Here is a 26,768-nt window from a genome sequence, read left to right as displayed (position 1 = left end):
ACTCATAATAACAGGCCGAGGAATGAATATTTGAAAGTCTGGACCGTAGCAAATCAAAAGGGTGGGGTAGGTAAAACCACAACTGTGGCAAGTTTGGCTGGCGCTATAGTTAAGCGTGGGCAGCGTGTTTTAATGATAGATACAGATCCTCATGCTTCACTAGGTTATTACTTAGGTATTGATTCTGAAGAGGTTCCAGGCTCGCTTTATGATGTATTTGTAAATCATAAGTCGCTTACCGCAGAATTTATCCAACAATATATTATGCCAACTCAACTTGAGGGGCTTGATTTACTGCCAGCAACAATGGCATTAGCAACATTAGACCGAGCATTAGGGCATCAAGAAGGTATGGGTCTGGTGTTACGTAATCTACTCGTGTTACTAGAAGATAAATATGATATTGCCATTATTGATTGTCCACCCGTTTTAGGTGTATTGATGGTTAATGCATTAGCGGCGAGCCAACATATTGTTATTCCTGTTCAAACTGAATTTTTGGCGATTAAAGGTTTAGACAGAATGATTAAAACGATGGAGCTAATGGGGCGTTCTAAAAAGACTCGGTATAGCTATACTGTCGTGCCGACAATGTATGACAAACGCACAAAAGCTTCTCCGATAGCATTGTCGTACATGCAAGAGAAATATAATAAAAACCTATGGCCAGATAATGTGATCCCCGTAGATACTAAGTTTAGGGATGCCAGTTTAGCGCACTTACCTGCATCGCATTATTCTCCATCTAGCCGTGGAGTAAAAGCCTACAATTTACTGTTAAATTACCTTGATTCGCGGGAGTTAGCACATGTCAAAATCGGTTGATGAAACTGTTTTTGATTATTTTACAATGCTCCTCACTGAGCCGACTTCGGACACTACTGAGGATACACAAACTGCGCAATCGAATGATGCAAAGCAGGGATTTGTTGCATCTGAGAATTCTGACTCTACAGGGCTGATATCAAAAGGTAAAATAAGTCGAACAAGTTCTGACAAGTTAGTTTCAAATTTAATCACTAAAAAGTCCACAGCAGAGATAAAAACCTTACCAGACTCTCATTTTGCAAAAGGCCTTTCTGAACCAGAAAAACTATCTGAGACGAGGTTTATTTCAAAAAGAGTGGATACGGCGGATGCGATAGGTGTTGATCAAATCGATGATAAATACTCTAAAACTTCCTTTGAGGCGTTAAATAAACCAAATGCTGCAGTTAAATATCAGCAGCCATTAAATTCGATTCTAGAAAGAAGTTTTGCAGAACCAAGTGAGAATATTAATAAGCAAGCACTTGAAAAGTTATTGTCGGCAGTCTCAAAGCCTGAAGTAAAACCTGACGTCAAAACTGAAGCTATGCCAGATTCTTCTAAAATGACAATAACAGCTCAGGAAATTAAGGCCAGTGCAGATAAGGTAAGACAAAATTTAGGACTGCCAATAGAGGAATCGATTAAAAAAACTGCAGTTGATCCACTTTCATTACAAAAAACACTAAATGCCAATAAAGAAATCAAGCCTTTAGTCGATATAAATTTAACAGAAACAACTCCAAGTTCTGTAAATGAAGCTATTATAAATAGTGAAGAGAAACTTGATGTAGTACCTGAGACACAATTAGGTGCAATACCACCGAGTATCACTCACGATTTACAGCAAGTGCTTGATGATGAGTTTCAAGTACTGTTTTTTAATGTTGCTGGCTTAACATTAGCAGTACCCCTAGTTAATTTAGGTGGTATTGTAAAAGTGGAACGAATAAACCATTTAATAGGTCGTCCTAAATGGTTTTTAGGGGTTCAGCCCTATCGAGAACAAAAAATTAATGTGGTGGATACTTGTGCCTGGGTGATGCCAGAGAAATATTCTCCTGAAATGGCTGAATCGATAGATTATCAGTATCTGGTGATGCTGGACGATAGTCGATGGGGACTGGCTTGTGAATCGCTAGTCAATGCCGTCAAGATTAATAAATCACACGTCAATTGGCGTGAGAAACCGGGTAAGCGTCCGTGGCTTGCCGGAGTTGTAAAACAACAAATGTGTGGCATATTGCATGTACAAGCTTTGATTGACATGCTTGATGCAGGTTTAGGTTGTCAGGATTCGATTGACCGAGGTTAACTATGAGTGATTCTAGAAGTGTAGCAGCTGTAGCTGCAGGTTCAGACGATGCAGTATTACAGTGGGTTACATTTAAATTAGATAATGAAACCTATGGCATTAACGTAATGCAAGTTCAGGAAGTATTACGATACACTGAAATTGCTCCAGTACCAGGTGCACCGCATTACGTATTGGGAATTATTAATCTGCGAGGCAATGTAGTGACGGTTATTGATACCCGTTCACGTTTTGGTTTGCAGCCTGCTGATGTAGATGATTCTACGCGTATTGTTATTATCGAAGCGGAAAAACAAGTTATTGGTATTCTAGTCGACAGTGTTGCTGAGGTTGTTTATCTACGCCGCTCTGAGATCGATAATGCACCTAATGTGGGCACCGAAGAAAGTGCTAAGTTTATCCAAGGTGTGAGTAATCGCGACAATGAACTATTGATTTTAGTCGACCTTGATAAACTGTTATCTGACGAAGAGTGGGAAGAGTTAACAGATATTTAAATAAACTTTTCAGTGACAAAGGGCCAGCTCATTCAGTATGCTGGCTTTTTTGTTATAAGCTTTTTTGAGAGTAAAACATGGGTGATGAATTTTTAATTGCAGCCTTGGTCTATGTCATTGCCTGTTTAGGTGTAGTGCTTTATTTGCAACAACAATCAAGTAAGTTAAAAAGCAAAGTGGAAGCGTTAACTTTATTAGTAAAAGAAAGCGATCGTCAAAGAGAAGCTGTCAAGCGTGAACTCAATGAGCTTCGCAGTGGTACGATAGGCATGGGGCGAAAAGTGGCTGAAATTGAGAAGAAATTGACTAAACAGTCAGATCTTATTGATGAAGCAAGCCAACAAGATCCGCAGGCTAAACTTTACTCGCGTGCAGTGAAGATGATTGCACTTGGCGCTGGTATTGAAGAGCTTATGCAGGAATGTGAATTGCCTAAAGCTGAGGTTGAATTACTACTGCGGTTGCATAAAAAATAGCCTTTTTTAATAAAAAAACCATTACAACTGTAGTGGTTTTTTCGTTTTAATAGCAAGAATGACTATTTTATTCGGCGCATTTTTGCGACAAACATACCATCACTATCGGCCTGTTGTGGCCAAACTGTTATCATATTACTTTGTGTACCATCAAAAGGATGAGTCAATATTACCAGTTCAAAGTTTACATTACTTTGTAAGAATGCATTCACCACCTGTTGATTTTCTGCCTGTGCAAGCGAGCAGGTTGCGTAGACTAATTCCCCGCCGACTTTTACACCAACAGCACTGCGCTTAAGAATATCTAATTGCAGCTGAGGCTTCATTTCTATACTACTAACATCATCTATCCAGCGCATGTCTGGGTTTCTACGCCAAGTTCCTGTACAACTGCAAGGTGCATCGACTAACACACCATCAAAAAAGTCTGACTTAACCGGCAGCTGCTCGGTTTTCCATGGGGAAATACTTATTTGCTTAAAGTTGGCTCTTTTAGCACGTTTTAGTAGCTCATTAAGCGGATTTAATCTTATGTCAGAAGCTGTTACATGCCCCTCAATACCAGCCTGTTGCATTAATGATAATAATTGAAGGCTCTTGCCGCCAGCACCAGAGCAAGCGTCCCACCATTGACTGTCCGGCTTAGGATCGCAAGTTTGACCAATCACCTGTGAAGCAATGTCTTGGATCTCAAGCAAGCCTTCGGTGTATGCGGCTACTTGATTTAAATTAACGCTGTTATGGCCTAAATTGATTGTGTCACTAAAATACTCAGAACCTACAGCTTGAATATTGTCCTTGCACAATCGATTTAATACATTTTGAGTCGAAGCCTGTTGTGCTCTTGCCCAGATAGGAGGGCGTGAACTCATGGCTTGGATCAAAGCCTGCTTTTCTATCTCAGAGTTTATAATACAGTGCTGCCAAAACCAAGCGGGTAAAAGCTGTTCAAGTGTGCTGCCATCCAGTTGGGAGAATTGCTTAAATAGGCTAAGTTTATCGACAACGTTATCTGATGCAGATGATGGCAGTGGTGTGGCTAAATGACTATGCTTGCCAAATGTTAACCAAGCGTCACGAATATCAATCCATGAGTGGTTTTCTAATTGTGCCGCGCTCGCTAACATGCTAAAAAAAGTTTCTTGTTGTTGGTATTCGCCAAGTTGTTGGATCCAGCCCCACCAACGAAATAAACTAAACAAACTCTCTCTGATCACACGCCGATCTTTCGAACCATGCTTTTTATGTTCTCTAAAATAGTTGGCTATGATGCGATCTGCTGGTTGCTTAGTTGTCAGTACAGAGTCAAATAAATTGAAAATAGTACTGGCATAACTTATTGCACGTTTTTCAGCACTAGAAGTGGCCACTTTGCTGATAGTAAATGGAGAGTCAGTCATGAGTTTTAGTGTCAATTGCTGGAATAGGGAATAAATATGAAGTTTACCACGTCACTTAGCTATTTGACCATGCGAACACAGTTTCAAGATCTCAGCTCTCTGTTGTCTACCAGTCATTAAACTTCAGTAAGGATACGCTGATGCAAATTATTCCATTGCTCTGGGAATTTCCCCTCTAACATATAGACAAAGGCAATAAGCTCTGCAATTAAAAGATAAAGCTCTTTAGGAACCTCTTCACCTATTTCAAGTAGTTGTAGAAACTCGCTTAAATGAGGGTCTTGATGAATATGCACACCTGCTTCTTTCGCCAGTGAGATAATTTCCTCCGCGACCAAATCTTTCCCTGATGCGGTTATTTTAGGGGCATTTTTACCATCAAAACTTAAAGCAACAGCATGCCTTACTTTGTTCTTATGATCATTTTCTTGCATATTTACCTCCAAGTTTGGGTCTGTTAAGCACGTGTTTTTACCAAAAAATGATCACCCGGTAACAGGGTTGCTGGAATGTTGGCTATTTGGGTTGAAAACTCGCCGGGTGTAAATCCAATTTGACTCATTTTTTGCGATAATGCGCTATCAAAATTGGAGATTTTATCTAATAGCTGTTGGTTATTACCCTTAAATTGTAAATTGAGTACATCAGCTTTTTTGTGCGCGATAATTAAAATCGCACCTTGAGATAAATTAAATTTTAACTGTAAACGCCAACCCGCCTTATCTTCAGTGTCTTTATCAGGTTCCTTTTGAAAATGCCCTTCAAATTGCTCGTTTCGTTGATTGAGGGAATAGGGTAAAGCAAAATACCAATTTATGGTTTGATCACTGCTGCTGGCTTGCTGATAAAGTTGAAAACTATTGGCTAGCTGACTCATGCTATCTAAGGTTCCTGCTTTTTCAAGCAAGCCCAATAACCCACTACTTGCTGAAGATTTTCCTGAGGTTAAACGTTGTAGTAACTGCAAGTGGTTTTGTAGCTTTTCGCTGATTTGCTTGCCGCTATTTTGGGCTTTAACGCCCAACAATAACTGAAATAATGTTGACACAGCACCACCTGAAAAAAGTTGAGACTGTGAAGTAGGAGGTGCTGTTTGCGCTAAATTTAATCCGGTTATACTGTGTAATTCACCCAGTAATTGATTTGGTTCTGTCAATGTTGTCATAGGTTGAGGCGCTAATTGTGGCAGTAACTTTAGTAACTCTAATGCTAAATTTTGAGGTGATTGGTTGGCGGTTTTAGTCATTACGGGCATGGCACCTGCTTTAGACAGTGCTTTTTGCAACACTTCAATGGGACCTAAAGTCGGTTTTTCTGTATTTGAAGAAGCTGGATTATTTATCTCTAATGGTGATTGAGTTTTAGTTGAACCTGAGTTTAAAGTGTTCTGGTTTAAAGCGTTTTGACTGAAAGCTCCAGCAATGTCTTTAGCCATTTTTTGCGCAGATAATATGTCTATTTTTGAACTAGGAATAGTCTCTGTAACAGCCGCTGATTTGCTCTGTATACTTAAACTATCGGGTGATAGAGCTTGTTTAATGGCCGTTTCAGATTGAGATGCTTGTCCGTTAGTTGGCTGATTATTTCTGAGTGTCGTTTCTGTTAACAATGAGGTTTCGAGCTTTTTAAATAGTAGATTGAGCAGCTGTGAAGGTTCTGGTTTACTTAACACAATAGAGTCTTGCTTGGTTGTTATTGTGCTATCTTGCGTTTGAGTTATTGGCGTTAAACTCACCTTTACTTCGGCTTGCACAGGGGTAAGAGTCAGCACTAATCGCTGATTAACGTTCATAATATTGACTAGGTATTGCCCCTTTGCCAAATGAGCATGATCTAATTTTATTGTTGGCCCATCAACAAAGCTGAGTTGTTGTTGATTAATTATCGCATTGGGTAATGGATAACCTTGGGGCCGAGATGCTAATTGTGACAGTTGTTCAGTTGATACGCCATTTTTAACCGCCAGTGCAATCAGAGTTGTCGGTAATTTTATTTGAATGGCTTGTGCTAATAATATCAACTGAGTTTGAACTTGGTGATTTGGTGCAAGCATAGATGAAGATGTAGATGTAGATGAAGATGCCAACTTAGGTGCACCATCTAGCGAGGCTGTTTGCATTAATGTATTAATGACCGCTATTCGTTGCTGGTTAACCTCTTTAGCCGCATCAGCAGTAATAACAATTTGAGCACTGTTTTGAAATATTTTTTGCAGTTCTGCGGTCAAGTTAAATTGATACTGCTGATTTGCAATGGTGATGTTCATATTTTGAGATGGCGTACTATTATTTTGTGTTGTTGATATCACCACAGGTTGGATATTATTGGTCGAGATAAATGATTCGTCTGCACTGACAAGTATAGGGCTGTTGGTTCCGTTTGAACTCGTCTGTTGAGTGCTTACACCTTGTGTCGAAGCCGATTGAGTTGGCACTGTATTAGTCTTTGCTGAGGCTGATGTAGTTGCAACAACATAGGCAGAGTTATTGACACTTGCACGTAAGGGGACATCCAACAAAGATTTAGACTTATTTACAGGCGCCTGTGCATGCTGATTAGCAGAGCCAGTGACTTTATTTATTTGCTCAGTTTTACCATCAGGGCTAGAACTTACTGCTGGTTGTAACCTTGTGTGTGGCGCCTTCATGTTATGGCCTTAGGTGTTTCTGTAATAAAACTAAAGATGCAATTTTCATTTATTTTTACAATTTTGAGTTTGCGATTAATGTCTGCTGAAGTATCCTTAGCGCCCTAATGGCTTTTTAGAGTACATAGTCAATTTTTAATGACTCGTTAGCCTGTGTAGTTCGCTGGGATTGACTATCTCAGCATTTATCGACTTGAACAATCATTGCTTTAATAAAAACGACAAAATAGCAGTTTGTTTATAGCTTTATCCGCTGTGTTTTTAAGAGAGTATTATGAATAAGTCTAAGGGAATATTACTTCCTTTCCTGTTATTGAATGTCAGTAATGCTGCCGCTAGTGAGCCTGATACCGATTTAATGCAAGTCGGCGACAATGTATCTTCAGTTACCGTAATCCATAATGATCCCCGAGATCCATTTGAAGGATTTAACCGCGTGATGTGGGATTTAAATTACTTATACTTCGATAAGTATTTATTTCGCCCAGTAGCACATGGTTACAATGATTATGTTCCTCACCCGGTAAAGTCAGGTTTAGATAATTTTGTTCGTAATTTTGAAGAGCCTAGCTCAATGGTCAACAACGCCTTGCAAGGTAAATGGGGTTGGTCAGCCAATGCTGGTGGGCGATTCACTATTAATAGCACCTTAGGACTTCTGGGCATTGTTGATGTTGCAGAAATGATGGGCATGGCGCGTAAAGATGATGACTTCAATGAAGTGCTCGGATATTACGGTGTACCCAATGGTCCGTATTTTATGGCGCCCTTTTTAGGCCCTTATGTGACACGTGAACTCGCGACAGACTGGGTTGATGGTCTATACTTCCCTTTATCAGAGTTTACTTTATGGCAATCAGCTTTAAAGTGGGCATTTAAAGGGTTGCACACACGTGCATCCGCTATCGATCAAGAAAGACTGCTAGACAATGCTCTTGACCCTTATACATTTGTAAAAGAAGCATATTTTCAGCACATGGATTATAAAGTTTATGATGGTAATGTGCCTCAAGATCAACAGGATGATGAACTGTTAGATGAATATATGGATGAGTTAGAGTAAGTAGCCAGAGAGATAACGACTCTGGCAGGTTTTCATCTGTGGAGTTGTAGCATGGCACTGACAGATATATCGGTTTTAATTGTTGAAGATGATCCTATTTTTAGTCAGTTAATGACAGACTTTTTGCAAAGCAAAGGGGCTGTTGTTAAATATGCTGCTAATGGGCATCAAGGTTTAGTGCTGTTCAGTGAGTTAACATTTGATATTGTCATCGCTGATTTAAATATGCCTAAGTTGGGTGGTTTACCCATGATAAGGCAGATGATGGTGATTAATCCAAATGTGCCTGTAATTGTGATTTCTGGTAACGATGAAATGCCAGATGTTGTCGAAGCATTACGGATAGGGGCGTGCGATTATCTTGTTAAACCCTTGGCGGATTTATTTATTATTGAAGCAGCTATCCAACAGGCATTAAACCACTCCGTTAATCAAACCGCAAAGAATACATATGACCCCACAGATGTATTTGAGCATCAATTAGCTGAGCTATCATATCTTGAATTAAATGAAAATTTATTGTTACTTGAGCAAAGCTCACATGCCGCTAAAAATGTGCAACAACAACTTTTCCCCGCTTCTCACATTCAATATCCGCAAGCTGCGATAGATTACAGTTTATTTAAAAACAGCGATGTCAGTGCTTATTTTATTGATTCGACTATGGTCGGTGATGATCACCTTGTGATGTATATGGCTCATTTTCAACCTGAAGATAACAGTGCCGCATTTGGATGTGTATTATTGCGTAGTTTTATTAATCAAAAACTGAAAAGCTTTAGAACTGGAACAAGTAGCGAGCTACTTAACCCCGTTGAGATGCTTAATTACCTCAACTCACGGATAATGAGTTCCGGGCTACATATTTTTACCAATATGGTTTATATCAGTATCGACTTGAAGCGTTATGATGCTGTTATTGCGCGAGCAGGAGCAGGATTAAGATGTTATTTGCGAAATAGCACCGGTTTATTGCCTTTAGCATTGCCAGATTGTCAGCCAATAGGCTCTGTTTTATGGGATAACCCCAGCGTGCAACACCGTCACCTTTCTACTGGTGAGTATTTGTGTATTAGTACGCATTTTCAAGAACATCAGCAAGCGTTGCTTAATAATTATTTTAAAGGCTTAACCTTTGATAAGAGCACTCATGCAGGCGGCTTTATGCAGCTAAACTGCGGATAGTTATTACCTAAATTTATTGTGGTTTTGAAGTAATAAAAAAGGTTTAGTAGTGATACTAAACCTTTATTGTTGACTGTATTGTGTACTGTTATTTGGCTAGCTTATTTTTTCACAGCGTTGCATATAGTCATTAATCAGATGAGTCATAATGTCGTTTACCGAAGCATCTTGGCAACAATTATCTAAATAAACTTTAAAGGTTACCAAACCGTGACCATCATTTTTTAAGCGACTACTTTGCATCGCAAAGTAAGCTTCTTCCTTATCAGCTTTACGAATAGTAATGCCGTCTATTTCAAATAATTTACTGCCAGCGTTGTTATGCCATTTAGTGATTCTGTCTAAGGCTATTTCGCAAGAATGGTTAACTTCGATATGATTCTGCCAAGAGGCTTGCTTGTCATTTTGTTGGTAGTGAGGGCAACGAACGGTGTAATTGTGGACATGAGTTATCGCTGTCATTTTAGGTGCACCTTTTCTTTATAAGATAATTTATCATAGACCGTAAATTCTATGGTGGTCAATCGTTATTATCAGAACTGAGATCTAGGTTCGCTTTTACTAATGTACTGACTAACCATCTGTTGATAAACAAAATTTTTCTAATAAAAAAGCTCGCAAAATATGCGAGCTTTTTATTTATTGAAACGATATTTTTGGAAAACGGTACTAATCGTTTTACCGGTTAACTTTTACAACGCAGCTTGATAAATTTGACATATTTCTTCAAAGCTTGCCTGTTGTGGGTTAGTAAAACCACAGGCATCTTTTAATGCATTTTCTGCCAGTGTTGGAATATCTTCAGCTTTTACGCCAAGCTCGCTAAGTGTCGCTGGAATGTTGACAGCTTCAGATAAGCGCTTAATTGCACTAATGGCTAGCATGGCGGCTGCTTCAGCTGATAAACCACTGATCTCTTCTCCCATCGCTTTGGCCACGTCGGCTAAGCGTTGCGGTACCACTTTGGCGTTATAAATTTGCACATAGGGTAATAAAATGGCATTACAAACTCCGTGAGGTAAGTCATAGAACCCCCTAATTGGTGCGCCATCGCATGTACATACCCTAAGCTTGCATTGTTGAATGCCATACCGGCTAAAAACTGGGCGTAAGCCATTTGCTCACGGGCATCAATATTGTGACCCTCTTTTACTGCATTAATTAAATTTGCTCGAATTAATTCGATTGCTTTAATTGCACACGCATCAGTAATCGGATTAGCGGCAATAGAGACATAGGCTTCAATAGCATGTGTTAATGCATCCATACCTGTTGCTGCGGTTAATGCCGCAGGTTTTTCGAGCATTAATTCGGGGTCATTTACCGATAAAATAGGAGTGGTATTTTTGTCAACAATAGCCATTTTGATATGACGTGCTTCATCGGTGATAATACAAAAACGTGTCATTTCACTTGCTGTGCCTGCTGTAGTGTTAATAGCGACTAAAGGAAATTGAGGCTTAGATGACATATCAACGCCTTCATAATCTTTAATGCTGCCGCCATTGGTGGCAACTAATGCTATTCCCTTGGCGCAATCATGTGGTGAACCACCACCAAGCGAGATAATAAAGTCACATTGGTTTTTAGTTAACAAAGCCAATCCAGCTTCTACGTTGCCTGTAGTGGGGTTAGGCTGAACGCCATCAAAAACTGACACTTGAATATTTTCGGTTTGCAATTTATCGGCTACCTTGGCGACTAAACCAATAGCTACCAATGGTTTATCTGTAACGATAAGTGCGTGTTTAAAGCCGAAACTTTTAATGTCTTTTACTGCTTCTTCAACGCCGTTTTTACCTAGGATATTGACACTAGGAATAAAGAATTTTGTCGCCATGGTGTTACCTCTACGGATTATTTTATCTGTAGTTAACATACCAACCTCAGTGGATAATATTTGTGAGAGATATCAAATATTTCACGGAATCATACTTAAAAAGGAGTAGTTTTGTTACTAGGACGAAAGTATTGAATAAAATGTGATATGACTTCTATCATGAAATGCTAAAAAAGGTGCGCTTACACCTTTTTTAGTGTTCTTGGCTGTTATTTAAATTCGTTATTTTATTAACCGTGTTTACTGATTAAAAGGCAAAATATATCGCTATTCATTGAAGTTTGAATAGCGATATTACCAAGGGGAGAGGCTACTTTTACGATTAACCGAAAGTAAATAAGTAAGTAGCCAGGTGAATTGAGTATTACCCTGGACAGTTTGTTTCACTGATTGAATTAACGATAATTTCCTCTACAGGGACATTGGTAAAGGTGACACCATCTTTTTGTACTGATTGAGTATTAACCGCATTCATAATATCAACTACCTCCATGCCTTCTACTACCTTGCCAAATGCCGCATAACCGCCCTGGCTAGGGTAGTTTAAGTTATCGTTATCATGAATGTTAATAAAGAACTGACTGGTAGCTGAATCTAATACTTGGGTGCGTGCCATCGCTATAGTGCCGCGATCATTTTTAAGCCCAACACTCGATTCATTTTTTATTGGGTCATAAGTCGACTTTACATTCATGCCGGGGGTAAAACCACCACCTTGGTTTACAAAGTTATTGGCAATACGATGAAATAGAGTGCCATCATAAAATTTTTCGTCAACATAACGGCTAAAGTTAGCAGCAGTAATAGGCATGTTAGTGTTATCAATTCCTAAGGTGAATTCGCCCATGGTGGTGTCTACCAAATAACACACATTAATCACTAACTCAGGCGAAGGAGTCGGAGTTGGAGTTGGTGGGGGCGTTGGCGTTTGTGGTGATGAGTCTGAACCACCACAGGCGGTTAAACTGATTAAAGCTGCTGCAAATAAATAAGCTTTCATATATTCCTTTATAAAGTTGTTATAAGTTTTGCGACATAGTTGCTGTTTTAGGCCATTGTATCAACCAAAAATTGTCTGATTGATACAAAATGTTACTCGATATGTTTGAATTATGATCGACAAACCTTAGTGAAATTACCGTTTTTTATAAGTTTTCGGGTCAATCCAGTATATAATGTGCGATTGCTAATTCTTTTACTCTATAGAGCCTGTTATGTCTTTTTTATCGCTAGGATTAAAGCCTGAAATTCAACGAGCACTGACCGCTATTGGTTATGTGACCCCTACGCCAATTCAACTGGCGGTGATCCCCAAAATCCAGGCAGGTAAAGATATTCTGGCGAATGCTGAAACAGGTACAGGTAAGACAGCGGCATTTGCATTACCGTTAATTGAAATGATCACCTCAGCAGATGATAGCTTTGACAATGAAGATGGCTTAGATGCTAATCCGCTTACGGTATTAATCATGACGCCAACGCGTGAACTCGCGATTCAAATTGAACAGAATATTGTACAATTTAGTCAGTTTTTGCCAATTAAAAGTGTCGCTGTTTATGGTGGTGCCAGTATTCGCCCGCAGCTCACAGCAATAAGCCAAGGGGTAAATATTTTAGTGGCTACCCCAGGCCGTCTTTTTGATATTGTCGGTCAGCATGACTTATCGCTTGCATCGGTAAAATATTTAGTCATTGATGAAGCTGACCGTATGCTTGATTTAGGTTTTGTTAAAGACATTGAAAAAGTGAAGCGGCTTATTAATCGCGATCACCAGACGATGATGTTTTCAGCGACTTTTTCTGATGAAATTAAATTGTTAGCCGATGATATGCTTATTTCACCTGAGCACATTAATGTGGCAACCACAACGACAGCTGCCACAGTCACTCAGCTGGCCTATCAAGTCGATCAACGCCGAAAGGCAGAATTATTATCGGAACTTATCGGCAAGCATAATTGGCAGCAAGTGATGGTGTTTACCAGCCGTAAAGAAACCGCTGATCATCTCCAAAAAGAATTGTCATTAGACGGCATTAAAAGTGCCGTATTTCATGGTGATAAATCTCAAGGTGCACGTAATAAAGCCCTTGAAGAGTTTAAGTCTGGTAAGTTACGTGTATTAGTGGCAACCGATTTAGCCGCCCGAGGGTTAGACATACAAGCCTTACCGCGGGTGATTAACTTTGAACTACCTGAAGAGCCTGAAGATTATGTTCACCGAATAGGCCGTACTGGTCGTGCCGGTTTAGCTGGCGAGGCCATTTCGCTAGTGAGCCCGCAAGAGCAGGAATGCCTTGAGGCTATTGAGGCGGTTATTCAACAACCTTTACTATTAACAAGCATTGCTGGCTACGAGCAAGGTGCGCCGCTTCCTGCTCGGTATCGTGAATTAGCGTCAGATCCGACCAAAACAAAACAAGTTAAAAAGCATGCTCGTCCAAATCGTAATAACCGTTCAGGCCAATTTGATAAAGACTCAGCTAAGCCACAACGCCATGGAAAATACAGTAAGAAGAAATAACTGAGTTAATAAAAACAACTGAAGTATAAGCAAAATATGATCATAAAACCCGTCAATACCAATGTGATTACCGGCTTTCTAGGCGTAGGTAAAACCAGCCTAATTAAACAGTTACTTAAGCATAAACCAGCTAACGAGGTTTGGGCTGTACTGGTCAATGAGTTCGGTGAAATTGGTATTGATGCGGGGTTAATTAATCGCTCGCCAACAGATGGTGTGGTGATTAAAGAGGTTGCTGGTGGCTGTTTATGTTGCGCCGCTGGCATACCAATACAAGTGGCAATAAATCAAATTATTCAGCGGGCAAAACCCGATAGGTTACTAATTGAACCTACCGGCATTGGTCACCCGCAGCAAATTATTAACACTTTGAGTGAGCCACATTACCAACAAGTTATTCATCTGCAGGCTTGTTTATGTTTGGTTGACGCTCGCAAAATTGTCGATAACCGTTATCGTCAGCATGAAATATATATTCAGCAATTGTTAATAGCAGATGTCATCGTTGCCAGTAAAAGTGAACTGTACCAATCATCTGATATTAAAGCGTTAACCGCCTATTTTGACGAGCTGAAAATTAATCCTAATGTTGTTACCGCAGCCGATCATTTTAGCTCACCTCAACTTATTGACACTTTGCTAAAAAGTTTGCATAAGCCCCATAAAAAAGCCATTAAGCCGATTAAACAGATTAAGCCACAACATGCTTTGTTAAACAGTGGCTTATCTGCAAAATCAACTTTATGGTTTAATCAAGTTGAAGAGATCGCTCTACCTGCTTTAAATGAGGGTGAAGTGGTGTGTAAAATCAACCAAGGTGAAGGGTGCTTCAGTGTGGGTTGGTTAATTAGCCCAAGCGTAATATTTGATTTTGATTTATTAATGGCCTGGATTGACACATTTAAACGACCTGAAATACTTCGCCTTAAAGCGGTAATGATTACCGGAGAAGGTATTCTTGGGGTCAATATGGTCGATGCGCAGTTGAATTTATCTGAACTGGATGATGTGAACGATTCACGATTAGAGATTATTGCCACAACTTCATTAGATGCCCAAGCATTACAGCTAGGTTTACTGGCCTGTTGTGGTTAACGATTATGAGTCGCTTTATTTATATTTTACGGCGCCTAGCATTATTTAACTTATCTATTTCATTATTCGATTTTACAATTATGTCGCTAAAAAATAGGCCCGTCATCAGACGGGCCTATTTTATGTAAACATATAAAGAGTATCGTAACTGTTGTGATAGAAACTAACGGCTACACTCTTCAAGTAAATACGCTAAATGACGATACGAAATACCACTGTGTTGAGTTAACCCCACTTCACACATTCTGTTGGCGTAGTAGCCTTGTTTAACTTCAGTAGGAATAAGCTTTTTGATATTACGCAATGCACTGGCGTTAATTTCAGGCTTATATAACCCTTTTTCACCCGCATAGCCACAACAGGTAATGCCAGCCGGTGCTATCACATCCTGAGCACAGGCATTAGCAATTGCCTGGAGGGTAGGCTCAAGTTTCATTTTACGCGCACTACAGCCCTGGTGTAGCGTAATACTGGCTTTTTTAGTGATAGTCACTTTAGGTAAAATATTGTCATGCATAAACTGCACAAGATCTAAAATATCGACTTTGGGGTTACCCGTGAGCGTGCGATATGTACAAGATAATGCATCAACCACTACAGGAACTTTACCGTTCTCACTGAGCTTGCTGAGGGAGTCAATTAACTCATCTCGTTTAGTGTCAGCATTTTTGAAATCACCCTTTGATTCCCACATTTGGCCGCAACACAATTCACGCGTGTTATTTGGCGTAACAACGTTATAGCCTGCTCGTTCAAGTAAAGTCATAACCACTTCCGATAAGGTGCGGCTGTCAGGATCTTTTGGCGTAGGGCCAAATGTACGCCCACCACAAGCTGGGAAGTAAACCACAGTTGGCTGACCAATTATGTGGGCTGACGGTTTAGCAACATTGCCGCCTTTAGGGAAGTCAGGATTCCAGTAGGGCACTTCTTTGCTGATCATGCGGCCGACATTCATCAATGAGTTGGTAACACTATCACCCGTCAGTTTATGAATAGTGCCTAATAGATTAAAGCCTGTGCTGATAACGGTATTCACAGCGCCATAGTGTTTGGCTTGAAAATCTAATACTTTTTGTTCAGTGGTACTGATATAAGGAGTACGCAGTTTACGCACCAGTTGCCCCATACTGCTGTCAACAGGGCAGGCAATAGTACATAACTGACAAGCAGCACAGGTATCAATTACATCGTACTTAGCGCTAGCGCGCATTTTATCAGCCGCTTGTTTGTCACCGGATTCGGTTAATCTTTCTATTTCACGCAGTACGGCGATACGTTGGCGGGGTGAAAAATTAAGCGCTGATGTTGGGCAGGTTTTTTCACAAAATCCACATTCAATACATTTATCAATAAAATCATCAACCACAGGGCAAGGTTTGATATTTTTGACATGGATTTCAGCGTCATCATTTAAAATCACCCCAGGATTGAGTAATCCTTGAGGATCAAAAATGTGTTTAATCTGCTTCATTATGGTGTAAGCATCAGCGCCCCATTCCATTTCAACAAAAGGGGCGACGGCACGGCCAGTACCATGTTCCGCCTTCATTGAACCATCATACTTATTGATCACCATATCCGCGACATCCTGCATAAATGCATGGAAGTTGCGCGTGTCTGTTTCAGATGAAAAGGTGGGGGTGATAATAAAATGGAAGTTGCCCGCTAATGCATGACCATAAATAACCCCTTCAGGGTAACCGTGTTTATGAAATAAAGCCGTTAGATCGGCCGCGGCGGCAGCAAGATGCTCAAGTTCAAAGGCTACATCTTCAATAATAACGGAGGTTCCTTTAGGGCGTGCGCCACCAAGAATAGGGAACAAACCTGAACGCATAGCCCAGTATTGACCAAATACAGCAGGATCGTTGCTGAATTCAATCGGGCGTTCTGTTTCAATATGGGCAATTTTGTTAATCACATCTTGGGTATATTGGGCTAATGTTGTTTTATTGTTTGCTCGGCACTCAATTAATAATATCGCCGCGCCTTGAGGTAATTGATTTAACCAGGTAGGCATACCAGGCTTACCCATAACAGATTTAATCGATGCCCAGTCGAGTAATTCAACCGCAGCTACGCTGTCCCCCTTCATCGGTGGAACGGCACTTGCAGCATCTTCCATGCTGAAAAACACGGCCATAGCAGAAGCTTTAAAAAGGGCTTCTTCTACTGTGTGATAAGTCACTTCGTTGACAAAGGCTAATGTTCCTTCTGCACCCACAATGAGGTGGTTGATTAAATCAAAAGGGTCATTAAAGTCGACTAGCGCATTGATGCTGTATCCAGTGGTATTTTTAATCGAGAACTTTTTACGAATTCGCGCAGCCAAAGCCGAATTATTTTGGGTCATTTTAGCTAAAGATGATAAAGCTTCTAATATACCTGGATGACTTAGTGCGAATGCAGATTTAGATTGTTCACAACCCGTGTCTAATTCGGTTCCATCTGCAAACAATAATTTCACTGACGCAATCGTTTGATAACTATTTTGAGCGGTTCCACAACACATCCCAGAAGCGTTATTGGATACAATACCACCAATTTTAGCCGCCGCAAGAGTGGCAGGGTCAGGACCAATTTTTTTGTTAAATGATTTTAATGCCGCATTCGCATCTGCACCTATAACCGCGCAACCTAAGGTTATTTGACTTCTATCTGCACTGATATTAATGGTGCGAAAGCCGTCATGGCCGAGTATTAATAAAATACCTTCACCAATTGCTTGGCCTGATAAGCTGGTGCCTGCTGCCCTGTAGGTAACTGGTGCATTATGTTTGCGTGCAATTTTAAGGGTTATTTTAACTTGTTCAAGTTCATTAGCATGAACAACGATTTCAGGTACGATACGAAAATAACTAGCATCTGTAGACCACGCAAAGCGACGAGTCGGGTCATTGCTGACCGCTTTTTCGCCTAGTTGTAGCGTTAACTCTTGCATGATGGTTTGATAATCAATCGTCATAATATTTCTCTTATTAATTCAGCAGCAAATCACAGTAATAAACCATCAACAGTAAACTTCAGTGACTTGCGACATTGAGAACAGGTCATTAAGCTTAGAAACCACCCCAAATGACAGCAATGGTGCCAGCAACAAGCGCATAACCTAATGCTATAGGCATTGTTTTACGAATAATTTCAGACTCACGTCCTGCCATTCCCACCACGGTTGCCGCTGCAACAACGTTCATCACACACATCATGTTACCTGCATTAGCACCAATGCCTTGCAGTGCTAAGGCCAGCGCATGGCTCATTCCAATATTATCGGCAACAGAGTACTGTAAGCCTGAAAACATCATGTTGGAGAAAGTGGCTGAACCGGAAAGAAATGCACCAAATATACCAACAATGGGCGATACCCAAGCCCAAACTGAGCCCATAGTATTGGCAAGTAAATCTGCTAATGCTACCGGCATAGATTGCAGGCCTGCAGAGTTTGCACCTGAGTTTAAGAATATTTTAACCATAGGCACAGATGCGCCGAGTGAGATGATGGTGGGTAACATTGAGCCGCAAGATACCGTGATAGATTGTTTAATGGCTTTTGGTTTCATTCTGAATAATATAAATCCTACAACACACACTAGAATAAAGAAAATCCCCGGCGCATAAAATGTGGCAAAGCTGGCTTTTAGCTCGGTACCTAACAACCCCGTCCAGCTGATATTGAATCCTGTTAACCAAGTTTTAAATGGGGTTACTATTCTGGAAAGCACTAACAATGCGGCCATAATAATATATGGCGACCAGGCTGCAATTTGCGAAAACCTAGCTTCTACAGGCTTATCTTCAGTGGTGATATCCTGTGATAGTTGCTCATTGTCTGCAAAGTCATTCCAGGGCGTTATTGGAAGTAACCAGCCTTTTTGAGCGACCGGAATAACCACTGCCATGCCAATTAACGCACCAATAACCGAGGGGAATTCAGGACCGGCAAGGTAATTAATTAACCATGCCGGAATGGTGAAAGCGAAACCTGCTAGCAGTGCAAATTTCCAGATTTGTAACCCTTCTTTAAATGATTTGTTCTTACCAAAAAAGCCAGTTAACACACAGACAACCACTAAGGGAATTAATGAGCCCGTAATTAAATCAATAGTGATAATGTGCATGGCAATAAACTGAGCATAATTAGCAAAGTTACCGCCATGGGCTGTAATTTGTTCGGTTGCCATGGACACGCCATTTTGTATTAGACCTTGTTCCATACCAAATAATACAGGCAAACCAATTGCGCCAAATGATACCGAGGTCGAGTCGGCAATTAATGCCACTACAGCGGCCGCAATAGGCGGCACACCTAATAAAACTAGTAATGGTGCGCCAATGGCTGCGGGTGTACCAAAACCAGCCGAACCTTCAATGAACGAGCCAAATAGCCAACAGATAATAATAACCTGTACTCGCGCATCTGCACTGATACTGGTAAAGCCGGCTCGAATAGTGTCCATGGCGCCAGAATATTTAAGCGTATTGAGTAAAAACACTGCGCCAAAAATAATGGTGAGAGGAGTGAGGGCTGATAATAATCCTTCTACAATCGAAGCTGCGAGTATTCTAGTGTCCATTTGCCAAATGAAGATAGCCGCTAATCCTGTCGCGACCATTGAAATGGGCATAGCTTTAGACGCAGGGAGCTTAAGTAAAACAAGGAACACCATAACGCTGATAATGGGCGTTAAGCTAGCGATTAGCTGTAACGTAGTCATGCACACCTCTTTATTTGTAAGGTTGTTAGTTTAGGTCTTATTTTTGTTTGTTATATTTCTATTACTTCGATGTAACAAAAGGTAGATGTAATAGACTGTATTTTGTGACTTTAATACTTGATCAAGATCATTTTAAAACGTAACTATTACAAACCATCCAAACATTGGGACATAGATCGATTTCACTCATTTAAGTATGTGATTAATATCACCGTTTAAGTGTTCAGCGAATGAAGGATGATTTTACTTAATATTAGCGATTATGAATGTGAACTCACTCACGAGATGAGCATTCAAGGTGATAAAAAACGCTATATATCACCTTGATAGGAAGTTGAAGAGATCGAGCGTGAGCATTAAGTGATTAAAACAGCTTGCTGCCCCAGCCCAGTTTATTGCGCAATACGTGGAAGTAATTATGGCCTTTAGGATGGATTAGTCTTAATTGTTCACTTGAGCGGCGAATAATAATTTCATCACCAGGCAACACGGCTAAGTGAACGTGGCCGTCACAACTGACTTCAAGATTTTCACCATTCTCAGGTGACACTACTAATTTGATCGTGCTACAAGCATCAACCACAATAGGGCGACAAGAAAGGGTGTGGGGAAACATAGGCACTAGAATGAGTGCTTGTAAATTAGGCGTTAAAATAGCACCACCTGCTGACAATGAATAAGCAGTAGACCCTGTTGGTGTTGATACAATCATGCCATCCGCGCGTTGGCTGTACATAAACTGCTCGTCTATGTAGACTTCGAATTGGATCATGTGAGCAATTTTACCAGGGTGTAATACCGCTTCATTAACCGCAGTATTACTTGAGGTTATTTTGCCATGGCGATGTACTTCAGCTTCTAATAAAAAGCGGTATTCAGTTTCAAATTCACCATCAAGTACATCAGACAAGGTATCTTCAAAATTATCTGGAGGCAAATCGGTTAAGAACCCTAAATTACCCCGGTTAACGCCAATGACAGCAACATCAAAACGGGCTAACACCCTTGCTGCACCTAGCATATTTCCATCACCGCCGACCACAATGGCGAGATCACAATGTGCCCCCATCTCGAGTAAGTCCATGGATGAAATATCATTACCCAGTTCTGCTGAGACACGGGACTCAACAATAACTTGGTAGCCTTGCACTGATAACCAATGATGCAAACGCTTCAAGGTTAAGTTTGTGCCATGATGATGCGGCTTACCGATAAGGCCGATAGTATTAAACTTTTTGCTCATATTGATATTTGTTGGGCTTAAAAGCCTTGAAACGCTGAAATTGATCCCCATAATATACCCAAACTAATTAAAAGTGTCAGAAGCATGATAATTAATCTTCTTCTGACATGTTTCTGTCAGATTTTCGAAAATATCGCATTTTTTAGCTGGAGTGAAAATGAGCAACGAGTCAAACTACGATCCACAAGATATCGATACCCAAGATCAAGTGGAAGAAGGTACCGTCATTGAAGCTGGTGAAGCAAGCTTAATGGATGAGTTAACCCAGGCTAACTTCCGCATTGAAGAATTAGAGCAGCTATTAGCAGAGTCTGAAGCAGCACTCGCTGATCGCAAAGAAGTTGAAGTGCGTGCGGCAGCTGAGATACAAAATATTCGTACACGTACTGCAAAAGATGTAGAACAAGCGCGTAAGTTTGCCTTAGAAAAATTTGCTAATGAGCTTTTACCGGTTATCGACAACATGGATAGAGCGTTACAAGGTACCTCGCCAGCTGATGAGGCCACTAAAGCGATTTATGAAGGTGTTGAATTAACCATGAAAGGTTTCTTAAGTACAGTTGAGAAATTTGGCGTGGTACAGCTTAGCCCATTAGGCGAGACGTTTAATCCTGCACATCACCAAGCTATTGGTATGCAGCCAAGTGCAGAGTATCCAGAGAACACCGTGATGTTAGTGATGCAAAAAGGTTATATTTTAAATGACCGTTTATTACGTCCAGCTATGGTGATGGTATCGCAAGGCGGTCCAGGTGTAGATACTCAAGCATAATCACTTAGAACGGTAGCCTTCAACCTTTCCAAAAGTAATCGATTAAAAAGGGCTGATAATTCAGCCCTTTTTTTATGCGTTTTTTTAGTTGGTTTAGATTAAGAAGTTATTTTAGCTACGTTGATATCAACTAAGCTAAATAGTCTCTAATCTGCTGCTCAATACCTTTGGTATCTAATTTCAGTTCACTGATAATTTCATCTGGAGCGCCGTGTTTAATAAACTCATCCGGTAGACCTATTTGAAGCACAGGCATAATGATTTTAAGTTGTTGTAACGCTTCCATCACGCCACTACCTGCGCCGCCCATTATCGCGTTCTCTTCAACTGTGACAATCACATCATGGTTGTTTGCCAGTTCTGTCAGTAGCTCAATATCTAACGGTTTCACAAAGCGCATATCGGCAACTGAAGCATCTAATGTTTCAGCAGCAATTAAGGCGGCTTCTAATGTTGTACCAAAATTAACGATAGCAATTTTTTTGCCGTGGCGCTTCATTACGCCTTTGCCGATAGGCAATTGGGTCATTTCTTCAACTTGTTCAGCACCTGTTGCACAACCTCTTGGGTAACGCACCGCAGTAGGACCGTCCTGATAGCAATAGCCGGTGTACAGCATCTGACGACATTCATTTTCATCAGAAGGGGTCATGATTATCATGTTGGGAATACAACGCATAAAGCTTAAATCAAACGCGCCTTGATGGGTCGGACCATCTGCGCCGACAATACCACCACGGTCAATGGCAAATAACACTGGTAAGCGTTGTAATGCGACATCGTGAATGAGTTGATCATAACCACGTTGTAAGAAGGTAGAGTATATGGCTACAACGGGCTTTAAGCCTTGGGTTGCCATACCAGCACTTAAGGTTACTGCGTGCTGCTCAGCAATAGCAGCATCAAAATACTGTTTAGGGAAACGTTGTGAAAACTCAACCATGCCTGAACCTTCACGCATAGCAGGGGTAATTCCCATCACTTTATCGTCAAGCTCAGCAACATCACATAGCCATTTACCAAACACCTGTGAAAATGTCGGCAAACCTGGTTTAGTCGCAGGTTTTTTAAACTGGCTAGGATCAAACTTAGGCACTGCGTGCCAGCCAATAGGATCTTTTTCTGCTGGTTCATATCCACGACCTTTTTTAGTCATGATGTGCAGGATCTGTGGCCCTTTTAGGCTACGCATATTGCGCATGGTTTCAACTAAGGCATCAACATCATGGCCATCAATAGGGCCGATGTAATTAAAGCCTAGTTCTTCAAACAAAGTCCCGGGAACCACCATGCCTTTTAGGTGCTCTTCTGTTCTCTTAGCTATTTCCTTAATAGCAGGCATGCCTTTAAGCACTTTTTTACTGCTTTCACGGATAGTCGTGTAAAAGCGGCCAGACATAAGTTGAGCAAGGTGATTATTAAGTGCGCCAACATTTTCTGAAATCGACATTTCATTATCATTCAGCACGACTAACATATCGTTGCGTAAGTCACCGGCATGATTTAAAGCTTCAAATACCATACCACCTGTCATTGCGCCATCACCAATAACAGCAACAACTTTACGGCCTTTATTTTCTTTTTCGGCGGCAATTGCCATGCCTAAAGCTGCACTGACAGAGGTACCAGAATGACCGACACTAAAGGTATCGTAATGACTTTCTTCACGCCATGGAAAAGGATGCAAACCGTTTTTTTGGCGAATAGTGTGCATGCGGTTACGGCGGTCAGTTAAAATTTTGTGAGGATAAGCTTGATGGCCAACATCCCAAACCAATTGGTCAAAAGGCGTATCGTACACATAATGAAGCGCTACGGTTAATTCAACCGTGCCTAAGCCAGAAGCAAAATGACCGCTAGACATACCTACCGACTGCAACAGAAACTGGCGCAGCTCATCTGATACCTGCGGCAATAAACTCTGAGGTAGCTGTCTAAGTTCTTCTGGGGTGTTAGCTTTTGCTAACACAGGATATTGAGAATTATCGAAACTCATAGTGAGATATCTGTCTTATTATATTCTTCGCACGATAATATACCGGGCAAAGTCTGCAATTAACTGACTATTGTATGGCAATTTAGTCAGTTCTGATAGAGCATCATCAACAAGTTGCTGTGATGTCTGCTTGGCACCTTCTAAACCGAGTAATTTAGGAAAGGTACTTTTATTTGATTGCTCGTCACTGCCTTGTGGTTTACCTAACTCTTCGGTGCTAGCAACGATATCTAATATATCGTCTTGCACTTGAAAGGCTAAACCTATTTTACCAGCGTAAACCATTAAGGCTTGATGTTCATTATCGGGGGCATTGGCTGCAATCAACGCCATTTCTACTGCGCAGCAGATTAATGCACCCGTTTTTTTGTTATGAAGCTCAGTTAATCTCGCCATTTCAATACGCTGATTTGTGGCGCTAAGATCAATTGCCTGACCACCACACATCCCCTGATAACCAGAGGCTTTTGCCAATGATTTAACAATGGCTAGTTGCTGAGCGGGCATTAAACCCTCAATAGGCTCACTGATAATATCGAATGCCAGAGTTTGTAATGCGTCACCTGCTAATATTGCGCTGGCTTCATCAAAAGCAATATGAACAGTAGGTTGGCCACGGCGAAGACTATCATTATCCATTGCTGGTAAGTCATCATGGATAAGCGAATATGCATGAATACATTCAATGGCAGCGGCTAAATTATCTAATACCTTTAGCGGGACATTTAACATTTGTCCTATACTGTAAACCAAAAAAGGTCTGATACGCTTACCACCTAATAACGCACCATGGGTCATGGCCGCTTTTAATTTTGGTGCAGCGTTATCAAGGTCAGTTAATTTTTGGCTTAATACTTGATCAACTCTTTGTTGATAAGTCTTTATTGCATCAGTTAGCACTGTAATACCTCAACATGCTGTAAAACCAGTTTATTGTTCAATTTCTAATGGGGTTAAGGTGTCTTTATCATCTAATAAAATGGATACTTTCTGTTGTGCTTGTTCAAGTTTTGCCTGACTTTGGCGTACGAGGTTGATGCCTCGTTCAAACTGCTTTAATGCATCATCAAGGGAGACTTCACCTTGCTCTAAACTGGCTACAATAGTTTCAAGTTCATTTAAAGATTGCTCAAAACTGAGATTTTCAGGTTTTTTTGCCACGTTGATATTTCCTCTTGTTCAGCGTGTGACAAGGTATATCAGCCGAGCTTTTGGGTCAAATACAGACGCTGGATATTTGCTCAATAGCACGCTTTGTTACTGAAATTTGTTTAGAAAGTTGAAATTCGAGCTAAACTAGAAATGATTTTGACCGATAACATAGTAAGATGATGTTTAAGTTTAACGATTTTAGCATTAGCATATTCATGCAGACTTTACTGCATTTGAGGAGACGTTGTGGATTTAGCAACCCTGATAGGAATTATTGGTGCTTTTGCATTTATCATTGGCGCTATGGTGACCAGTGGTGGTATTGGCCTATTTATCGACGTACCGTCAATTTTGATTGTTGTTGCCGGCTCTTTATTTGTGGTGATGATGAAGTTTAACCTAAAACAATTTTTAGGTGCGATTAAGATTGGCTTAAAAGCCTTTATGTTTAAAATTGATAAACCAGAAGACCTCATTGAGCAATCAGTTAATATGGCCGATGCTGCCCGTAAAGGGGGCTTTTTAGCGTTAGAAGAAGCGCAAATTAGTAACACTTTTATGCAAAAAGCTGTCGATATGTTAGTTGATGGTCATGATGGCGAGGTCGTACGTAATGCATTAGAGAAGGATATTGCCTTAACTGAAGAGCGCCATAAGTCTGGGGTGAATATTTTTAAAGCCATGGGCGATGTTGCACCTGCGATGGGGATGATTGGTACGCTTGTTGGTTTGGTTGCCATGTTATCAAATATGGATGACCCTAAATCAATTGGCCCATCAATGGCGGTGGCGTTATTAACCACACTTTATGGTGCAGTAATCGCCAATATGATAGCCATACCAATGGCGGATAAATTATCACTGCGGATGAATGAAGAGCTATTGAATCGTAATTTGATTATGGATGCGGTATTGGCGATTCAAGACGGTCAAAATCCACGGGTAATTGAAGGCTTTTTGAAAAACTATATTGCTGAAAAACAACGTAAAATAGATACAACGGACGGGGAGTAACCCATGGCTAAGGCCAAGTGTGAATGTCCACCTGCCGGCGCGCCCATGTGGTTAGCAACCTTTGCTGATCTCATGTCTTTGCTGATGTGCTTTTTCGTATTATTATTAGCGTTCTCTGAAATGGACGTAATGAAGTTCAAGCAAATTGCAGGTTCAATGAAGTATGCCTTCGGTGTACAAAATAAAGTTGAAGTCAAAGACATCCCTAAAGGAACATCTGTTATTGCACTGGAGTTTCGTCCAGGTCGACCCGATCCCACTCCGATTGAAATTATTAACCAGCAAACTAATGAAATGACTCAACCAACCATTGAGTATCAAGCAGGTGAAGAAGACAGTGCTGGCGGAGTACAAAAACAGAATGGCGCCCAACGTGGGGGTAATGCTAGCGCAACTGCACAAAAAGAAGCTGAGGCGGTTAAAAAAGATGCCGCATCTTCACAAGATAATATCAATGAACAACTTAAAAAAATGGCTGAACAATTGAATGAACAAATTGTTGATGGTGCCATTGAATTAGAATCCTTAGGTCAGCAAATTATTATTCGAATTCGAGAAAAGGGTTCATTTTCTTCCGGTTCAGGCTTTCTTCAGCCCCAGTTTAGGCCTATTGTGCGATCCATTGGTGAGTTACTCAAAGATGTCCCAGGCATTATCACTGTGTCAGGACATACAGATGGCGCCCATATCAGCAATGAACTTTATAGTTCAAATTGGGATTTATCCAGTCAGCGAGCTGTTGCGGTAGCCCATGAGTTGATGAAAGTACCTGGCTTTGATGAGACGCGAATGAAAGTGATGGGAGAGGCGTCCAATAATCCACTGGTGCCTAATGACAGTAACACTAATCGAGCTCGAAATCGTCGAGTCGAAATAGCCATAGAGCAGGGCAAACCTAAAGAGTCTGATGAAATTAAAGTGACTCAGGATCCGCAGACGCCCCAAAATCCTTAATAAACGCAAATGGCTGACTTTAAAGCGCAATCAAATGATTGTGCTTTTTTTGGACCATATCTAGCGTGATAT

22 protein-coding genes and 1 pseudogene are annotated in these 26,768 nt (G+C 40.7%); 11 read left to right on the top strand and 12 right to left on the bottom strand.

Annotated elements, in window-relative coordinates; genetic code table 11:
• Window positions 1-30: 30 nt before the first annotated feature.
• From ACRWQM_RS11925 to ACRWQM_RS11910, 4 genes are all read left to right on the top strand, one after another.
• Window positions 31-825 carry a ParA family protein gene (locus tag ACRWQM_RS11925; protein WP_226410439.1) on the top strand — a complete coding sequence of 265 codons (795 nt, stop codon included), beginning with the start codon at window positions 31-33 and terminating at the stop codon, window positions 823-825.
• A complete protein-coding gene (locus ACRWQM_RS11920) occupies window positions 809-2,122 on the top strand; it encodes a chemotaxis protein CheW (protein WP_434930136.1) in 1,314 nt (437 codons plus the stop codon). The genes ACRWQM_RS11925 and ACRWQM_RS11920 overlap by 17 nt, the downstream gene beginning before the upstream one ends.
• A 2-nt stretch (window positions 2,123-2,124) precedes the next feature.
• Complete coding sequence (locus tag ACRWQM_RS11915; protein WP_226410437.1) at window positions 2,125-2,619, top strand: chemotaxis protein CheW; 495 nt, start codon at window positions 2,125-2,127, stop codon at window positions 2,617-2,619.
• A 77-nt stretch (window positions 2,620-2,696) separates the two neighbouring features.
• On the top strand, window positions 2,697-3,095 hold the full coding sequence (locus tag ACRWQM_RS11910; protein WP_434930135.1) for a DUF2802 domain-containing protein: 399 nt from the start codon (window positions 2,697-2,699) through the stop codon (window positions 3,093-3,095).
• 62 nt (window positions 3,096-3,157) lie between these two features.
• On the opposite strand, the gene ACRWQM_RS11905 is transcribed toward ACRWQM_RS11910, so the two are convergent.
• From ACRWQM_RS11905 to ACRWQM_RS11895, 3 genes are all read right to left on the bottom strand, one after another.
• The gene (locus ACRWQM_RS11905; protein WP_434930133.1) at window positions 3,158-4,495 is read right to left on the bottom strand and encodes an RsmB/NOP family class I SAM-dependent RNA methyltransferase; all 1,338 of its coding nucleotides are present in this window, start codon (window positions 4,493-4,495) and stop codon (window positions 3,158-3,160) included.
• Window positions 4,496-4,611: 116 nt separating this feature from the next.
• The gene (locus tag ACRWQM_RS11900) at window positions 4,612-4,929 is read right to left on the bottom strand and encodes an EscU/YscU/HrcU family type III secretion system export apparatus switch protein (RefSeq protein ID WP_434930132.1); all 318 of its coding nucleotides are present in this window, start codon (window positions 4,927-4,929) and stop codon (window positions 4,612-4,614) included.
• Between the two features lie 23 nt (window positions 4,930-4,952).
• Entirely contained in the window at window positions 4,953-7,142 is a 2,190-nt protein-coding gene (locus tag ACRWQM_RS11895) for a hypothetical protein (protein WP_434930131.1), read from the bottom strand.
• A gap of 358 nt (window positions 7,143-7,500) precedes the next feature.
• On the opposite strand from ACRWQM_RS11895, the gene ACRWQM_RS11890 reads away from it, so the two are divergent.
• A complete protein-coding gene (locus ACRWQM_RS11890; RefSeq protein WP_404830057.1) occupies window positions 7,501-8,205 on the top strand; it encodes an MlaA family lipoprotein in 705 nt (234 codons plus the stop codon).
• Window positions 8,206-8,256: 51 nt separating this feature from the next.
• The gene (locus ACRWQM_RS11885) at window positions 8,257-9,390 is read left to right on the top strand and encodes a response regulator (protein ID WP_434930129.1); all 1,134 of its coding nucleotides are present in this window, start codon (window positions 8,257-8,259) and stop codon (window positions 9,388-9,390) included.
• 96 nt (window positions 9,391-9,486) lie between these two features.
• Here ACRWQM_RS11885 and ACRWQM_RS11880 read toward each other — a convergent pair whose 3' ends face one another.
• The 3 genes and pseudogenes from ACRWQM_RS11880 to ACRWQM_RS11870 form a co-directional block, all read right to left on the bottom strand.
• Window positions 9,487-9,852, bottom strand: coding sequence for a cytoplasmic protein (locus ACRWQM_RS11880; protein ID WP_434928756.1), 366 nt, complete (start codon window positions 9,850-9,852; stop codon window positions 9,487-9,489).
• 230 nt (window positions 9,853-10,082) lie between these two features.
• Window positions 10,083-11,230 (bottom strand): annotated as a pseudogene (yiaY, locus tag ACRWQM_RS11875) (L-threonine dehydrogenase).
• A gap of 364 nt (window positions 11,231-11,594) precedes the next feature.
• A complete protein-coding gene (locus tag ACRWQM_RS11870; RefSeq protein WP_434930128.1) occupies window positions 11,595-12,230 on the bottom strand; it encodes a peptidylprolyl isomerase in 636 nt (211 codons plus the stop codon).
• Between the two features lie 214 nt (window positions 12,231-12,444).
• Here ACRWQM_RS11870 and ACRWQM_RS11865 point away from each other — a divergent pair, with 214 nt between their 5' ends.
• Together ACRWQM_RS11865 and ACRWQM_RS11860 are read left to right on the top strand one after the other, a co-directional pair.
• Window positions 12,445-13,752 carry a DEAD/DEAH box helicase gene (locus ACRWQM_RS11865; RefSeq protein ID WP_434928759.1) on the top strand — a complete coding sequence of 436 codons (1,308 nt, stop codon included), beginning with the start codon at window positions 12,445-12,447 and terminating at the stop codon, window positions 13,750-13,752.
• Window positions 13,753-13,788: 36 nt separating this feature from the next.
• A complete protein-coding gene (locus ACRWQM_RS11860; protein ID WP_434930127.1) occupies window positions 13,789-14,847 on the top strand; it encodes a CobW family GTP-binding protein in 1,059 nt (352 codons plus the stop codon).
• 163 nt (window positions 14,848-15,010) lie between these two features.
• Here ACRWQM_RS11860 and ACRWQM_RS11855 read toward each other — a convergent pair whose 3' ends face one another.
• The 3 genes from ACRWQM_RS11855 to nadK all read right to left on the bottom strand — a co-directional run bounded on the left by ACRWQM_RS11855 (window position 15,011) and on the right by nadK (window position 20,808).
• Window positions 15,011-17,815, bottom strand: coding sequence for an FAD-binding and (Fe-S)-binding domain-containing protein (locus ACRWQM_RS11855; RefSeq protein ID WP_434930126.1), 2,805 nt, complete (start codon window positions 17,813-17,815; stop codon window positions 15,011-15,013).
• Between the two features lie 94 nt (window positions 17,816-17,909).
• On the bottom strand, window positions 17,910-19,565 hold the full coding sequence (locus ACRWQM_RS11850; protein ID WP_434930124.1) for an L-lactate permease: 1,656 nt from the start codon (window positions 19,563-19,565) through the stop codon (window positions 17,910-17,912).
• Window positions 19,566-19,929: 364 nt separating this feature from the next.
• Window positions 19,930-20,808, bottom strand: coding sequence for an NAD(+) kinase (nadK, locus tag ACRWQM_RS11845; RefSeq protein WP_434928763.1), 879 nt, complete (start codon window positions 20,806-20,808; stop codon window positions 19,930-19,932).
• 157 nt (window positions 20,809-20,965) lie between these two features.
• On the opposite strand from nadK, the gene grpE reads away from it, so the two are divergent.
• The gene (grpE, locus tag ACRWQM_RS11840; protein WP_226410422.1) at window positions 20,966-21,580 is read left to right on the top strand and encodes a nucleotide exchange factor GrpE; all 615 of its coding nucleotides are present in this window, start codon (window positions 20,966-20,968) and stop codon (window positions 21,578-21,580) included.
• Between the two features lie 130 nt (window positions 21,581-21,710).
• Here the strand turns inward: grpE and dxs are convergent, their stop codons facing one another.
• The 3 genes from dxs to xseB are packed head-to-tail and all read right to left on the bottom strand — an operon-like array spanning window position 21,711 to window position 24,737.
• The gene (gene dxs / locus ACRWQM_RS11835; protein ID WP_434928764.1) at window positions 21,711-23,576 is read right to left on the bottom strand and encodes a 1-deoxy-D-xylulose-5-phosphate synthase; all 1,866 of its coding nucleotides are present in this window, start codon (window positions 23,574-23,576) and stop codon (window positions 21,711-21,713) included.
• Between the two features lie 18 nt (window positions 23,577-23,594).
• Entirely contained in the window at window positions 23,595-24,476 is an 882-nt protein-coding gene (gene ispA / locus ACRWQM_RS11830; protein WP_434928765.1) for a (2E,6E)-farnesyl diphosphate synthase, read from the bottom strand.
• Window positions 24,477-24,506: 30 nt separating this feature from the next.
• Window positions 24,507-24,737, bottom strand: coding sequence for an exodeoxyribonuclease VII small subunit (xseB, locus tag ACRWQM_RS11825; RefSeq protein ID WP_226410419.1), 231 nt, complete (start codon window positions 24,735-24,737; stop codon window positions 24,507-24,509).
• 237 nt (window positions 24,738-24,974) lie between these two features.
• Between xseB and pomA the strand changes: the two genes are divergently transcribed.
• Window positions 24,975-25,742, top strand: coding sequence for a flagellar motor protein PomA (gene pomA, locus ACRWQM_RS11820; protein ID WP_434930123.1), 768 nt, complete (start codon window positions 24,975-24,977; stop codon window positions 25,740-25,742).
• A gap of 3 nt (window positions 25,743-25,745) precedes the next feature.
• Complete coding sequence (locus ACRWQM_RS11815; protein WP_434928767.1) at window positions 25,746-26,696, top strand: flagellar motor protein MotB; 951 nt, start codon at window positions 25,746-25,748, stop codon at window positions 26,694-26,696.
• Window positions 26,697-26,768 lie beyond the last annotated feature (72 nt).

This window comes from Shewanella sp. HL-SH5 (genome assembly GCF_051163755.1).
Taxonomy (GTDB): domain Bacteria; phylum Pseudomonadota; class Gammaproteobacteria; order Enterobacterales; family Shewanellaceae; genus Shewanella; species Shewanella glacialimarina.
This window is presented reverse-complemented; position numbering and strand designations above follow the sequence as displayed.

Excerpts from the sequence above, each read along its gene's own strand:
- ACRWQM_RS11880 (WP_434928756.1), bottom strand. The coding sequence starts at position 9,852 with ATGACAGCGATAACTCATGTCCACAATTACACCGTTCGTTGCCCTCAC.
- ACRWQM_RS11860 (WP_434930127.1), top strand. The coding sequence starts at position 13,789 with ATGATCATAAAACCCGTCAATACCAATGTGATTACCGGCTTTCTAGGC.
- nadK (WP_434928763.1), bottom strand. The coding sequence starts at position 20,808 with ATGAGCAAAAAGTTTAATACTATCGGCCTTATCGGTAAGCCGCATCAT.
- ACRWQM_RS11920 (WP_434930136.1), top strand. The coding sequence starts at position 809 with ATGTCAAAATCGGTTGATGAAACTGTTTTTGATTATTTTACAATGCTC.
- ACRWQM_RS11865 (WP_434928759.1), top strand. The coding sequence starts at position 12,445 with ATGTCTTTTTTATCGCTAGGATTAAAGCCTGAAATTCAACGAGCACTG.
- ACRWQM_RS11895 (WP_434930131.1), bottom strand. The coding sequence starts at position 7,142 with ATGAAGGCGCCACACACAAGGTTACAACCAGCAGTAAGTTCTAGCCCT.
- ACRWQM_RS11915 (WP_226410437.1), top strand. The coding sequence starts at position 2,125 with ATGAGTGATTCTAGAAGTGTAGCAGCTGTAGCTGCAGGTTCAGACGAT.
- ACRWQM_RS11900 (WP_434930132.1), bottom strand. The coding sequence starts at position 4,929 with ATGCAAGAAAATGATCATAAGAACAAAGTAAGGCATGCTGTTGCTTTA.
- ACRWQM_RS11910 (WP_434930135.1), top strand. The coding sequence starts at position 2,697 with ATGGGTGATGAATTTTTAATTGCAGCCTTGGTCTATGTCATTGCCTGT.
- ACRWQM_RS11815 (WP_434928767.1), top strand. The coding sequence starts at position 25,746 with ATGGCTAAGGCCAAGTGTGAATGTCCACCTGCCGGCGCGCCCATGTGG.
- ACRWQM_RS11855 (WP_434930126.1), bottom strand. The coding sequence starts at position 17,815 with ATGACGATTGATTATCAAACCATCATGCAAGAGTTAACGCTACAACTA.
- ACRWQM_RS11885 (WP_434930129.1), top strand. The coding sequence starts at position 8,257 with ATGGCACTGACAGATATATCGGTTTTAATTGTTGAAGATGATCCTATT.
- dxs (WP_434928764.1), bottom strand. The coding sequence starts at position 23,576 with ATGAGTTTCGATAATTCTCAATATCCTGTGTTAGCAAAAGCTAACACC.
- ACRWQM_RS11890 (WP_404830057.1), top strand. The coding sequence starts at position 7,501 with ATGCAAGTCGGCGACAATGTATCTTCAGTTACCGTAATCCATAATGAT.
- ACRWQM_RS11905 (WP_434930133.1), bottom strand. The coding sequence starts at position 4,495 with ATGACTGACTCTCCATTTACTATCAGCAAAGTGGCCACTTCTAGTGCT.
- ACRWQM_RS11870 (WP_434930128.1), bottom strand. The coding sequence starts at position 12,230 with ATGAAAGCTTATTTATTTGCAGCAGCTTTAATCAGTTTAACCGCCTGT.
- grpE (WP_226410422.1), top strand. The coding sequence starts at position 20,966 with ATGAGCAACGAGTCAAACTACGATCCACAAGATATCGATACCCAAGAT.
- ACRWQM_RS11850 (WP_434930124.1), bottom strand. The coding sequence starts at position 19,565 with ATGACTACGTTACAGCTAATCGCTAGCTTAACGCCCATTATCAGCGTT.